Annotated in this window: 13 protein-coding genes; 8 read left to right on the forward strand and 5 right to left on the reverse strand. The window is 68.5% G+C overall.

What is annotated here, in order from left to right:
- The first annotated feature begins 58 nt into the window (after positions 1-58).
- Positions 59-1,603 carry a glycosyltransferase family 87 protein gene (locus tag ACFUPX_RS42835; protein ID WP_383334968.1) on the forward strand — a complete coding sequence of 515 codons (1,545 nt, stop codon included), beginning with the start codon at positions 59-61 and terminating at the stop codon, positions 1,601-1,603.
- 107 nt (positions 1,604-1,710) lie between these two features.
- Here ACFUPX_RS42835 and ACFUPX_RS42840 read toward each other — a convergent pair whose 3' ends face one another.
- The 3 genes from ACFUPX_RS42840 to ACFUPX_RS42850 form a co-directional block, all read right to left on the reverse strand.
- Positions 1,711-2,742 (reverse strand): alanine racemase, encoded by a 1,032-nt coding sequence (locus ACFUPX_RS42840; RefSeq protein WP_383334953.1) that lies wholly within the window; start codon positions 2,740-2,742, stop codon positions 1,711-1,713.
- Positions 2,743-2,832: 90 nt separating this feature from the next.
- The gene (locus tag ACFUPX_RS42845; protein WP_249588911.1) at positions 2,833-3,954 is read right to left on the reverse strand and encodes a peptidoglycan bridge formation glycyltransferase FemA/FemB family protein; all 1,122 of its coding nucleotides are present in this window, start codon (positions 3,952-3,954) and stop codon (positions 2,833-2,835) included.
- A gap of 146 nt (positions 3,955-4,100) precedes the next feature.
- A complete protein-coding gene (locus ACFUPX_RS42850; RefSeq protein WP_383334955.1) occupies positions 4,101-4,412 on the reverse strand; it encodes a hypothetical protein in 312 nt (103 codons plus the stop codon).
- Positions 4,413-4,688: 276 nt separating this feature from the next.
- On the opposite strand from ACFUPX_RS42850, the gene rpsF reads away from it, so the two are divergent.
- The 4 genes from rpsF (at position 4,689) to rplI (ending at position 6,430) form a co-directional block, all read left to right on the forward strand.
- Positions 4,689-4,979 carry a 30S ribosomal protein S6 gene (gene rpsF, locus ACFUPX_RS42855; RefSeq protein ID WP_073787253.1) on the forward strand — a complete coding sequence of 97 codons (291 nt, stop codon included), beginning with the start codon at positions 4,689-4,691 and terminating at the stop codon, positions 4,977-4,979.
- A gap of 80 nt (positions 4,980-5,059) precedes the next feature.
- Entirely contained in the window at positions 5,060-5,671 is a 612-nt protein-coding gene (locus ACFUPX_RS42860) for a single-stranded DNA-binding protein (RefSeq protein WP_383334957.1), read from the forward strand.
- 57 nt (positions 5,672-5,728) lie between these two features.
- Positions 5,729-5,965, forward strand: a complete 237-nt coding sequence (rpsR, locus tag ACFUPX_RS42865) for a 30S ribosomal protein S18 (protein ID WP_003949403.1) — start codon at positions 5,729-5,731, stop codon at positions 5,963-5,965.
- An 18-nt stretch (positions 5,966-5,983) separates the two neighbouring features.
- On the forward strand, positions 5,984-6,430 hold the full coding sequence (rplI, locus tag ACFUPX_RS42870; protein WP_344525035.1) for a 50S ribosomal protein L9: 447 nt from the start codon (positions 5,984-5,986) through the stop codon (positions 6,428-6,430).
- A gap of 146 nt (positions 6,431-6,576) precedes the next feature.
- On the opposite strand, the gene ACFUPX_RS42875 is transcribed toward rplI, so the two are convergent.
- Complete coding sequence (locus ACFUPX_RS42875) at positions 6,577-7,914, reverse strand: MATE family efflux transporter (protein ID WP_383334960.1); 1,338 nt, start codon at positions 7,912-7,914, stop codon at positions 6,577-6,579.
- Positions 7,915-8,374: 460 nt separating this feature from the next.
- Between ACFUPX_RS42875 and dnaB the strand changes: the two genes are divergently transcribed.
- The gene (gene dnaB / locus ACFUPX_RS42880; protein WP_344525039.1) at positions 8,375-9,853 is read left to right on the forward strand and encodes a replicative DNA helicase; all 1,479 of its coding nucleotides are present in this window, start codon (positions 8,375-8,377) and stop codon (positions 9,851-9,853) included.
- Between the two features lie 69 nt (positions 9,854-9,922).
- Here the strand turns inward: dnaB and ACFUPX_RS42885 are convergent, their stop codons facing one another.
- Positions 9,923-10,276 (reverse strand): YybH family protein, encoded by a 354-nt coding sequence (locus ACFUPX_RS42885; protein ID WP_383334962.1) that lies wholly within the window; start codon positions 10,274-10,276, stop codon positions 9,923-9,925.
- 63 nt (positions 10,277-10,339) lie between these two features.
- Between ACFUPX_RS42885 and ACFUPX_RS42890 the strand changes: the two genes are divergently transcribed.
- Both ACFUPX_RS42890 and ACFUPX_RS42895 read left to right on the forward strand, forming a co-directional pair.
- Positions 10,340-11,314, forward strand: coding sequence for a helix-turn-helix transcriptional regulator (locus tag ACFUPX_RS42890; protein WP_383334964.1), 975 nt, complete (start codon positions 10,340-10,342; stop codon positions 11,312-11,314).
- Positions 11,315-11,413: 99 nt separating this feature from the next.
- A complete protein-coding gene (locus ACFUPX_RS42895; RefSeq protein WP_383334966.1) occupies positions 11,414-12,796 on the forward strand; it encodes a serine hydrolase domain-containing protein in 1,383 nt (460 codons plus the stop codon).
- The last annotated feature ends 38 nt before the right edge of the window (positions 12,797-12,834 follow it).

The raw sequence follows: 12,834 nt of genomic DNA on the forward strand, positions 1-12,834 counted from the left end.
GCCGCCACACCGCACCGGTGTGGCGGCCCTCGTCGGCTTCTCAGGTGCGTACGGCAGGATGTGCGGCATGCCCAGTGCAGAGACGACGCGCACGAGCGTGCACAAGACCCCCAGTGCACAACAGGAGCCCGTACGGCCGACCAAGGAGGATGAGGTCGCCGCGGCCGGCAGCGAGCTGATCGGTGGACCCATCGGCCGCAGAGTGCTGTACGCGGCGACGTGGTGGACTCCCGTACGCGTCATCGCGCTCATCGCGATCGGGATGTTCGCGCTCGGCATGGTGCAGAAGCTGCCGTGCTACGGCGGCGCCTGGTTCCAGGGCGCGAGCTCGCAGTACACGCACGCCTGCTACTCCGACATTCCGCACCTCTACCAGGGGCGCGGCTTCGCCGACGGGCTGGTGCCCTACTTCGACAAGCTGCCCGGCGACATGGAGTACCTCGAGTACCCGGTGCTGACCGGTGTGTTCATGGAGGTGGCCTCCTGGCTCACACCGGGCAGCGGCAGCATCCAGCACCAGGAGAAGTTCTACTGGATGGTCAATGCCGGGATGCTGATGGCCTGTACGGCGGTCATCGCCGTCTGCGTCGCCCGCACCCACCGGCGCCGCCCCTGGGACGGCCTGATGGTCGCCCTGGCGCCTGCCTTCGCGTTGACGGCCACCATCAACTGGGATCTGTTCGCCGTCGCTCTCACGGCCGCCGCGATGCTGATGTGGGCGCGCGGAGGGACGTTCTCCGCGGGCATCCTGCTCGGCCTTGCGACCGCCGCGAAGCTCTACCCTGCGCTGCTCCTGGGCCCGCTGCTCATCCTGTGCTGGCGGGCGGGGCGGTGGCGCCCCTTCTGTATGACAGCCGGGGCCGCCGTGGGTGCCTGGCTCGTGGTGAACCTGCCCGTGATGATCACGCACGACGCGACGGGCTTCCACATCCGCGAGGGCTGGGCGAAGTTCTACACGTTCAGCCAGGAACGGGGCGTCGACTTCGGCTCGTTCTGGCTGATCCTCTCGCAGCGCATGGACGATCCGCTGTCCACGGACACGGTCAACACCCTGGCGACGGCCCTGATGCTCCTGGCCTGCCTCGGCGTCGGCGCGCTCGGTCTGACCGCGCCGCGTCGCCCGCGCTTCGCGCAGCTCGCCTTCCTGGTGGTCGCCGCGTTCATCCTCACCAACAAGGTCTACTCGCCGCAGTACGTACTGTGGCTGATCCCCCTCGCCGCGCTGGCCCGGCCGCGCTGGCGTGACTTCCTGATCTGGCAGGCGTGCGAGGTCGCGTACTTCCTGGGGATCTGGCTGTACCTCGCGTACACGACGAGCGGAGAGGCCCACAAGGGCCTGCCGACCGAGGGCTATCAACTCGCCATCGTGGTGCACCTGCTGGGGACGCTGTACCTGTGTGCCGTGGTCGTACGCGACATCCTGATGCCGGAGAGGGACCCGGTCCGGCGGTCCGGTGACGACGACCCCTCCGGGGGCGTCCTGGACGGCGCTCAGGACGTCTTCGTCCTCGGGCAGGCGGCCCATCCGCCGCGGCACGCGGTGCACGCGACGGAGAGGTCCCAGGTGCGGTGGGGGTCGACCTCGACCGATGTTTCGCCCTGAGCGAACAGGCCGCTGAGGCGGTGGAGAACGGCTGAAGGGCCGGGAGCGACAACCGTCGCTCCCGGCCCTTCAGTCTGCGGTCGTGCCTGTGGCCGGCCCGGCTGCGATCAGCGGTCGACGAGGCGGTCGAACTGCGTGGTGGTGTGCCGCAGATGGGCCACCAGCTCCTCGCCCACCTTCGGCTCTGGCGCGTCCGAGGGCACGAAGAGGATGGAGACCTGCATGTGCGGCGGCTCCGCGAACCAGCGCTGCTTGCCGCCCCAGACGAACGGCGACAGGTTGCGGTTGACGGTCGCGAGACCCGCGCGGGCCACGCCCTTCGCACGCGGCACCATGCCGTGCAGCGCCTTGGGGGCTTCCAGGCCGACGCCGTGGGACGTGCCGCCCGCGACGACGACCAGCCAGCCGTCGGAGGCGACCTTCTGCTGGCGGTAGCCGAAGCGGTCGCCCTTGGTCACCTGCGTGACGTCCAGGACGGCGCCGCGGTACTCGGTGGCCTCGTGGTCACCCAGCCACAGATGTGTGCCGATGCGTGCGCGGAAGCGCGTCTGCGGGAACTGCTGCTGCAGGCGGGCGAGTTCGTTGGCCTTGAGGTGGCTGACGAACATCGTGTGCAACGGAAGACGGGCGGCACGCAGCCGGTCCATCCAGCCGATGACCTCCTCGACGGCGTCCGAGCCGTCGGTGCGGTCCAGCGGCAGGTGGATCGCGAAGCCCTCGAGTCGTACGTCCTCGATGGCCGCGTGCAGCTGTGAGAGCTCCTGCTCGCTCACGCCGTGCCGCTTCATCGAGGACATGACCTCGATGACGACGCGGGCGCCCACGAGGCCGTGTACGCCGTCCAGGGACGACACGGAGCGGATGACGCGGTCGGGCAGCGGCACGGGCTCCTCGCCCCGCCGGAACGGGGTCAGGACCAGCAGATCGCCGCTGAACCAGTCCTTGATCCGGGCGGCTTCGTACGTGGTGCCGACGGCGAGGACGTCGGAGCCGAAGCGGGTCGCTTCTTCCGCGAGGCGCTCATGACCGAAGCCGTAGCCGTTGCCCTTGCAGACCGGGACGATTCCCGGGAACTGCTCCAGCACGTGCTTGTGGTGTGCCCGCCAGCGCGCGGTGTCGACATAGAGCGTGAGCGCCATGGCCGGATCCCGGAACCTTTCTCGTGGCTGCGGTGTATCAGAGGTATGAAGAGTATTTGTGGCTGTGTGAATTGTGCCGGGTCGGTGCGGTCAGCGGCGCGACATGTAGATGTCGAGCGCCTTGTGGAGCAGCTTGTTGAGCGGGAAGTCCCACTCGCCGATGTACTCGACAGCCTCTCCACCCGTGCCCACCTTGAACTGAATCAGTCCGAACAGGTGGTCCGTCTCGTCCAGGGAGTCGGAGATGCCCCGCAGGTCGTAGACGGTGGCGCCGAGCGCGTAGGCGTCCCGGAGCATCCGCCACTGCATCGCGTTCGAGGGCCTGACCTCGCGGCCGATGTTGTCCGAGGCGCCGTAGGAGTACCAGACGTGCCCGCCGACGACGAGCATCGTCGCCGCGGACAGGTTCACGCCGTTGTGCCGCGCGAAGTACAGCCGCATGCGGTTGGGATCCTCGGAGTTGAGGGTCCGCCACATCTGCTGGAAGTAACCCAGCGGCCTGGGCCGGAACTTGTCGCGGATCGCCGTGATCTCGTAGAGGCGCTGCCATTCGGCGAGGTCCTCGTAACCGCCTTGGACGACCTCGACACCGGCCTTCTCGGCCTTCTTGATGTTGCGTCGCCACAGCTGGTTGAAGCCCTTGAGGACCTCGTCCAAGGAGCGGTTGGCCAGCGGCACCTGAAAGACATAGCGCGGCTGGACGTCACCGAAGCCGGCGCCGCCGTCCTCGCCCTGCTGCCAGCCCATCTTCCGCAGCCGGTCGGAGACTTCGAAGGCACGCGGCTCGATGTGCGAGGCCTCGACGTCCCGCAGTCGCTTCACGTCCGGGTTCTGGATGCCGGACTTGATCGCGGGGGCGTCCCAGCGCCGGATGACGACCGGCGGGCCCATCTTCACGGAGAAGGCGCCCTGTCGCTTCAGATGCGCGAGCATCGGCTGCAGCCAGTCGTCCAGGTTCGGGGCGTACCAGTTGATGACCGGGCCCTCGGGCAGGTAAGCGAGGTAGCGCTTCACCTTGGGCAGCTGTCGGTAGAGCACCAGGCCCGCACCGACGAGTTCGCCGGTCCGGTCGTCGAACCAGCCAAGGTTCTCCGAACGCCATTCACTCTTCACATCCGCCCATGCCGGGACCTGGCAATGACTTGCCGACGGCAGGCTCTGGATATACGCCAGATGCTGCTCGCGACTGATGGTCCTCAGGGTCAGACTCATTCGGGGCGCTCCTCGGCTGGTGTGTCCCCATGGGTACAGGGGCTCCGGCTCTCGCGCCGAAGCCTACTGTGCCCCGAGAGCGCCCCGTCTGGGCGTACGGGACCTGGGCCCCCGGCCCAGGTGTGGCGGGGGCGTCCAGGGGCGGTCTACCAGAGCCCGCCGAAGAGCCCGCCGTGTGCCATGCCCAGGAAGAATCCGACCGCGGAGGCGCCGAGGCCGAGGATCAGGCCGAAGCGCTCGCGGGTCGTCTCGGAGATGAACTGTCCCCACGCACCCGTGGCGATCCCCACCAGGCCGGCCCAGGAACTGAGCAGGTGGAGGTTGTGGAACATCGCCGTGACGAAGGCGATCGCGCCCAGGATCAGGGTCACGCCGAGCAGCGCGTCCTGCATGGGATGGGCCTTGCCGTCCGTGGCGAAGAGAGAGCCAGCGGTGTTCGGTCGCAATGTCTGTGCCATGAGGCACCTCCTGCGTGAGGCGGCGCACAGTAGCGCCATACACACCCGATGTGTACAGATTCTGCCCGCCGACCACAGGATTTCAACCGGAAGCCCCCGTGCGGGTAGTCTGTACCGTCTGCACCGGTGTCTGCCCATGCCATGGCAGGGACTCCCGATCGGTCTACTGATCGGGGAGCCCGATTGTCAGTGGCTGCCGATACCGTTGCGTACGCATCACGACCCTCCTGCCACGGAACGACCGTGGCCGCTGAGTCCAAAGGAGGTGGGTTCCACATGCGTCACTACGAAGTGATGGTCATCCTCGACCCCGATCTCGAGGAGCGCGCTGTCTCCCCGTTGATCGAGAACTTCCTTTCCGTCGTCCGTGAGGGCAATGGAAAGGTCGAGAAGGTCGACACCTGGGGCCGTCGTCGTCTCTCGTACGAGATCAAGAAGAAGCCCGAGGGCATCTACTCGGTCATCGATCTGCAGGCCGAGCCTGCGATCGTCAAGGAGCTCGACCGCCAGATGAACCTGAACGAGTCGGTCCTCCGGACCAAGGTCCTCCGTCCCGAGACCCACTGAGCTTCCTAGCTCAGCGGTACTCGGGATCCGAGTAGCAGCAGCAAAAGCAGCCAGCAGCAAACCCGCCGAGAGGTTCCCCCATGGCAGGCGAGACCGTCATCACGGTTGTCGGCAATCTTGTCGACGACCCCGAGCTGCGCTTCACCCCGTCCGGTGCGGCGGTCGCGAAGTTCCGTGTCGCGTCCACTCCCCGCACCTTCGACCGTCAGACCAATGAGTGGAAGGACGGCGAAAGCCTCTTCCTCACCTGCTCGGTCTGGCGTCAGGCGGCGGAGAACGTCGCGGAGTCGCTTCAGCGAGGCATGCGCGTCGTCGTGCAGGGCCGGTTGAAGCAGCGGTCCTACGAGGACCGTGAGGGCGTCAAGCGCACGGTCTACGAGCTGGACGTCGAGGAAGTCGGCGCCAGCTTGAAGAACGCCACGGCCAAGGTCACCAAGACCACAGGTCGAGGCGGCCAGGGCGGCGGATTCGGCGGCGGTGGCGGCGGTCAGCAGCAGGGCGGCGGCAACTGGGGCGGCGGCTCCGGTGGCGGTCAGCCGCAGGGCGGTGGCGGTGCTCCCGCCGACGACCCCTGGGCGACCAGTGCGCCGGCCGGCGGCGGCCAGCAGCAGGGTGGCGGCGGTGGCTGGGGCGGAAGCTCCGGCGGCTCCGGCAGCTCTGGCGGCGGCTACTCGGACGAGCCCCCCTTCTAGGCCTCAGGGCCAGGGGTGGGCCGTTCCCACACTTCTTGATCAAACAGGAGAGAACACATGGCGAAGCCGCCTGTGCGCAAGCCTAAGAAGAAGGTCTGCGCATTCTGCAAGGACAAGGTCACGTACGTGGACTACAAGGACACGAACATGCTGCGGAAGTTCATTTCCGACCGCGGCAAGATCCGTGCCCGCCGCGTGACCGGCAACTGCACGCAGCACCAGCGTGACGTCGCCACGGCCGTGAAGAACAGCCGTGAGATGGCGCTGCTGCCCTACACGTCCACCGCGCGATAAGGGAAGGGTGACCGAATAATGAAGATCATCCTCACCCACGAGGTCTCCGGCCTCGGCGCCGCCGGCGAGGTCGTAGACGTCAAGGACGGCTACGCCCGCAACTACCTGATCCCGCGGAACTTTGCGATCCGCTGGACCAAGGGTGGCGAGAAGGACGTCGAGCAGATCCGTCGTGCTCGCAAGATCCACGAGATCGCGACCATCGAGCAGGCCAACGAGGTCAAGGCCCAGCTCGAGGGCGTCAAGGTCCGTCTGGCCGTCCGCTCCGGCGACGCCGGTCGTCTCTTCGGTTCCGTCACCCCGGCTGACGTCGCTTCGGCGATCGCGGCCGCTGGTGGTCCGAAGATCGACAAGCGTCGTGTCGAGCTGGGCGCGCCGATCAAGACGCTGGGCGCCCACGCGACGTCCGTGCGTCTGCACCCCGAGGTTGCCGCCAAGGTCAACATCGAGGTCGTCTCCGCCTAAGCACTGCGCTTGGCAGAGCTGAAGCAACCGTTGGGCCGCACCCTCAGGGGTGCGGCCCAACGTGTTTCACGGATCCATCGTCGCCCGGGTGCCCGGGTGCCCGGCTTCACGGGATGCGCTGTTTCACGTGAAACAGCGGGCCACGATCAGCGGGTGGCGCCGGTGACGATCCAGTGTCCGGAGCGCGTGCGCAGCCACAGGGTGACCATGCGGACCGCCATCATCAGCGTCATCGCTCCCCAGACGGCAGTCAGCCCGCCGCCGAAGGTCGGTACGAGCAGCGCCACGGGAGCGAAGACCGCCAGCGTGGCCAGCATCGCCCAGGCCAGATACGGGCCGTCTCCCGCTCCCATCAGCACGCCGTCGAGAACGTAGACGATGCCGCAGATCGGCTGGCAGACGGCCACCACCACGAGTGCGGGCAGGGCGGCGTCCTGGACGACGGAGTCGCTGGAGAAGAGCGGGATGAACAGTGGCCGGGCGAGCACGACAAGGCCGCCGAGTACGACTCCCGAGGCGATGCCCCACTGCACCATGCGGCGGCAGACGTCGCGGGCGCCCTGGGCATCGTTCGCCCCCAGATAGCGCCCGATGATCGCCTGGCCCGCGATGGCGATGGCGTCGAGCGCGAAAGCCAGCAAGCTCCACAGGGACAGGATGATCTGGTGGGCGGCCACATCGGCGTCCCCGAGGCGAGCGGCCACCGCGGTCGCGATCATCAGGATCGCCCGCAGTGAGAGCGTACGGACGAGAAGTGGTGCGCCTGCCTGGGCGCAGGCCCTGATGCCGGCGGCGTCGGGGCGCAGGGAGGCGCCGTGGCGTCTGGCTCCGCGTACGACGACGAAGAGGTACACGGCGGCCATCGCCCACTGGGCGATGACGGTGCCCCAGGCGGAGCCGGCGATGCCGAAGCCGGCGCCGTAGACGAGGGCCACGTTCAGGACGCCGTTGGCGACGAAGCCGCCGATCGCCACGTACAGCGGGGTCTTCGTGTCCTGGAGCCCGCGCAGGACACCGGTGGAGGCGAGCACGACGAGCATGGCGGGGATGCCGAGCGAGGAGATGCGGAGGTACGTGATCGCGTACGGGGCCGCTGTGTCCGATGCGCCGAAGAGCTCCACGAGCGCGGGCGCGGCGGGAAGGACGACGGCGATGACGGCGCCGCCGAGCAGGAGGGCGAGCCAGATGCCGTCCATGCCCTGGCGGATGGCGGACTGGAGATCTCCGGCGCCCACCCGGCGGGCCACGGCGGCCGTGGTCGCGTAGGCGAGGAAGACGAAGACGCTCACGGCGGTGGTGAGGAGAGCCGAGGCGACGCCGAGACCGGCCAGTTGCGCGGTGCCGAGATGGCCCACGATGGCGCTGTCGGCCATCACGAAGAGAGGCTCGGCGACGAGTGCGCCGAAGGCGGGAACGGCGAGTGCGATGATCTCTCGGTCATGCTGTCGCCGAGCGGCCTTGGGCGCCGCGGGAGCCTGTGTCATGGACACCAATCTAATCTTCCACAGGTAAGAGATGCAATGCCATTGGGACCCTTACCTGGTCTCGAGTGCGACGCTCTTCGGAGCGTTGTTTGCCACGATCTTGGTCCGACTGGGGAAGTTTTTCTTCTGCACAGCCGGTGGATGGGAAAGTTGCAGGTCAGGGCGTGTTTGTCGAGAAGGCTGAGTGCTTGTTCACAGGCCTGTCCACCGAGCCGTACACAGGTTTGGCGAGGTTCTCCACAGCAACGCGCCCGTCATCCACACCGTCTGTGGATAACCAGATTGGCTGACGGTGGCCACGGGCCTACCGTGGGGCGGCGCCCCCCTCGTGATCCGACCTCGGAAAGCCCGAAAAACCGACGCGTCAGAACCGGAGTTGGGCCGCCCATTTGTCAGTGTCGTGCCGTAAGAAAGAAGGGCACGGCGAGGTCCGCGCGGCGGACGTGAGGGAGGTGGCCCGGTGAGTATTTCCGAGCCCTTGGACGACCCCTGGGCCGACAGCGGTCCCAGTGACCGTCTGCCCGCATCGCGTCAGCGCCGCGACGGGGGCAGAGGCCGCGACGAGCAGCACGACCGCGGCCGTGAAGGCGGCGGCTGGGACGGCGGAGGCACCGCCTTCGAGCGCGTACCGCCGCAGGACCTCGACGCCGAGCAGTCCGTGCTCGGCGGAATGCTGCTCTCCAAGGACGCCATCGCCGATGTCGTCGAGGTGCTCAAGGGCCACGATTTCTACCGGCCGGCACACGAGACGATCTACACGGCGATCCTCGACCTGTACGCCAAGGGCGAGCCTGCCGACCCGATCACCGCGGCGGCCGAGCTCACCAAGCGCGGCGAGATCACCAAGGTCGGCGGAGCCTCGTACCTGCACACGCTGGTGCAGACGGTGCCGACGGCGGCGAACGCCGAGTACTACGCGGAAATCGTCCACGAGCGAGCGGTCCTGCGCCGCCTCGTCGAGGCGGGCACGCGCATCACGCAGATGGGATACGCGGCCGACGGCGACGTCGACGAGATCGTCAACAGCGCCCAGGCCGAGATCTACGCGGTCACCGAGCAGCGCACCAGCGAGGACTATCTGCCGCTCGGCGACATCATGGAGGGCGCGCTCGACGAGATCGAGGCGATCGGTTCGCGCAGCGGCGAGATGACCGGTGTGCCGACGGGCTTCACCGACTTCGACTCGCTGACGAACGGCCTGCACCCGGGCCAGATGATCGTCATCGCGGCCCGCCCCGCCATGGGTAAGTCCACGCTTGCGCTCGACTTCGCCCGTGCCGCGTCCATCAAGCACAACCTGCCCAGCGTCATCTTCTCCCTGGAAATGGGGCGCAACGAGATCGCGATGCGTCTGCTCTCCGCGGAGGCACGGGTGGCGCTGCACCACATGCGCTCCGGCACGATGACGGACGAGGACTGGACGCGGCTCGCGCGCCGGATGCCCGAGGTCTCGGCGGCTCCGCTCTACATCGACGACTCCCCGAACCTGTCGATGATGGAGATCCGCGCGAAGTGCCGCCGCCTCAAGCAGCGCGCGGACATCAAGATGGTGATCATCGACTATCTGCAGCTGATGCAGTCCGGTGGTTCCAAGCGTGCCGAGAGCCGCCAGCAGGAAGTCTCGGACATGTCGCGAAACCTGAAGCTCCTCGCCAAGGAGCTGGAAGTCCCGGTCATCGCGCTCTCGCAGCTGAACCGTGGTCCCGAGCAGCGTACGGACAAGAAGCCCCAGGTCTCCGACCTGCGTGAATCCGGTTCGATCGAGCAGGACGCGGACATGGTGATCCTGCTGCACCGCGAGGACGCGTACGAGAAGGAATCACCGCGCGCGGGCGAGGCGGACATCATCGTGGGCAAGCACCGTAACGGCCCGACGGCGACGATCACGGTCGCCTTCCAGGGCCACTACTCGCGCTTCGTGGACATGGCACAGACGTAGCAGCAGCAGAAGAGGAAGCCGCTGAGCGGCGGTGGGCCCGGTCGTGCCGGCAGGCCCACCGCCGTTCCGCTACGGCGCGAGTGCCGGCTGGTCCGCGGCCCACAGCCACGACCCGTCCGGCTGGCGTCGGGCGACCTCGACCGTCACGTCGCCATTGGTCAGCGTGGCCGCGGTCAGTGCCAGGTCGCCGCTCACCAGCGCCGGGTGCTGCCTGCCCGGTGAGAGCACCGGCGCCGCCGCGACGAACTGCTCGTACACCTTGCGGATCTCCGCGTGTCCGGTCGCGAGGTTGCCCGGCGGGAACGCCAGCACGGCGTTCGGCTCGTAGAGCGCCACCAGCCCGTCGACGTCGCCCGCGTTGGCGCGCTCGATGAAGTACCTGCCCAGGTCGTTCGGCTCAGAGGCCACTTTCTTGTTCGTCATGACGATGAGCCTCCCAATGAATACGCGACACCCTGTGTCGTGTATTCAGGTAGCTTTCTCCGCATGCGCGCCGACCGGTTGGTCTCGCTGGTGCTGCTGCTGCGGCGCCACGGTCGGCTGTCCGCGACCGCGCTCGCCCGCGAGCTGGAAGTGTCCACCCGCACCGTGCTGCGTGACATCGAGGCGCTGTCCGCCGCCGGGGTCCCGGTCTATGCCGAGCGTGGTCGCAACGGCGGCTTCGCGTTGCTGCCCGGCTTCCGGACCGAGCTCACCGGACTGAACCACGACGAAGCGCTCGCCCTGCTGGTGGCCGGAGCGCGGCGTGGTGCACAGGCATTCGGGCTCGGTTCAGCGCTCGCCTCGGCCATGCTCAAGGTGGTTGACGCGCTGCCCGAGAGCTATCGGATCACCGCGGGCGACGCGGTCGAGCGACTGCTCATCGACCCGAAGACCGACCTCCTCTCGCGCCGGCTGGCCGCTGACGAGGTGCCCGAGACCATCGTGGCCGAGGTCCGGCGCGCGGTGTTCGCCGGACACAAGCTGCGCATCCACTACGCGGCCGTGGGCCAGGACCCGAAGTGGCGCACGGTGGACCCGGTCGGCCTGGTGACCGTGCGCGAGCAGGGCTACCTGCTGGCCATGCGGTCCGGGGCGGACCGCACCTACCGGCTGTCCCGGGTGCTGGCCGCCGAGGAACTCGCCGAACCGGCGCAGCGACCGGACCGGGTCGACCTTGACCGGGCCTGGCAGGAACGCAGCACGCAGTTCCGGACCGGCGGCGACCAAGTCTCGGTGCTGGTACGGGTGGACCCGGCCCGGCGGCACGACCTGGTGGGCACAGCGCTGGCCGTCCTCACCGAAGAGACCGACGCGGACGGCTGGCTGCGGCTCGAGGTGACCTTCCAAGACCCGCGGCACGCGGAGTGGGCGCTGTGGCAGCTCGCCACCAGCGCGGAGGCCTTGTCCCCGCAGTGGCTGCGCACCTCGCTGCACGACCGCGCCACCGCGGTCGCCGCTTGCTACGGAGAGAGCCCTTGAGAGCTGCGGCAGGGCCGCAAAGCCACGGGTGCGCGATCCGCGTAGCGCGGTCGGCGGAATTCGCTCGACGCCCGGCTTCTCCGCAGGTGGACTAGGGCCATGACATCACCCCGTGAAGAGCTGTTGCCCAGCACCCGTCGAGCCCTTTTGCATCGCGTCGCCACCGCTCAGGCGGAGGGACGGGCACCTTCGCTCGTCGCATCGGTGCTCAGGGACGGCGAGTTGGTGTGGACCGAGGGGCGCACCTGCGTCGAAGGGCACGCACCGGACGAGAACGTTCAGTACCGCATCGGCTCGATCACCAAGACCTTCACCGCCGTGCTGGTGATGCGGTTGCGCGACGAGGGCGTACTCGACCTCTCGGACCCCCTGGAGAAGCACCTGCCGGGCACGGCGGCGGGCGACGTCACCCTCGCGGAACTCCTCGCTCACACCGCGGGGTTGGCCGCCGAGACCCCCGGGGAGTGGTGGGAGCGCACGCCTGCGTCGCAGCGCCCCGAGATCGGGGACGTCCTTGGCGAGCAGCCCTTCAAGCACGCCACCGGCCGCCGCTTCCACTACTCCAACCCCGGTTACACACTGCTCGGTTCGCTGGTCGAGGCGTTGCGCGGCGACTCCTGGGAAGCCGTGCTGCGGCGCGAGATCCTGGAGCCGCTGGGGCTTGACCGTACGAGTGCGCAGCCCCAGGCACCGCATGCGGGTGGCTGGGCCGTCCATCCGTGGGCGGACGTGATGATGCCGGAACCGGCCGAGGATCTGGGCCTCATGGCTCCGGCAGGGCAGCTGTGGTCCACGACGGCGGATCTCGCGCGCTTCGGCGCCTTCCTCCTGGAGGGCGACGACCGGGTCCTGTCCGCCGATTCGGTACGGGAGATGCGGGCGCCCGCCTCTCCCGCGCAGGCGGGGGACTGGAACGTGACGTACGGCCTGGGCGTGCAGCTGATCCGTGGGGACGGGGGCACTCTGGTCGGGCACGGGGGTTCGCTGCCCGGCTTCATGGCCGGGCTGTGGGCGAGCGAGGAGGACGGCCTGGTGGCGGTCACGCTGACCAACTGCACCTCAGGCCCGGCCGTGACGGCGCTGGCCTTCGACCTGCTGAAGATCGTGGCTGAGGCCGAGCCGCGTATCCCCGAGGCGTGGCGGCCCCTGCCCGAACTCGATAAGGCCCTGCTGGAGCTCGCGGGGCCCTGGTACTGGGGGACCAGCGCCTTCGTGCTGCGACCGCGGGCCGCCGGGGCGGTCGAGCTGTCGCCGCTGTCGGGCGGTGGCCGCGGTTCGCGATTCCGGCCGAACGGCGACGGTTCCTGGACCGGTCTTGACGGCTATTTCGCCGGGGAGGTGCTGCGGGCGGTGCGGCGGCCCGACGGGGCGGTGAGCCATCTCGACCTGGGGTCGTTCTTCTTCACGCGTGAGCCGTACGACGCGGCGGCTCCCGTGCCGGGCGGGGTGGACCCGGAGGGGTGGCGCGGGCTGTCCCTGTAGGAGCTTGTCAGAGACCGGTGGGGCGTCGTGTTTCACGT

The organism is Streptomyces sp. NPDC057302 (genome assembly GCF_042667685.1).
Taxonomy (GTDB): Bacteria; Actinomycetota; Actinomycetes; order Streptomycetales; family Streptomycetaceae; genus Streptomyces.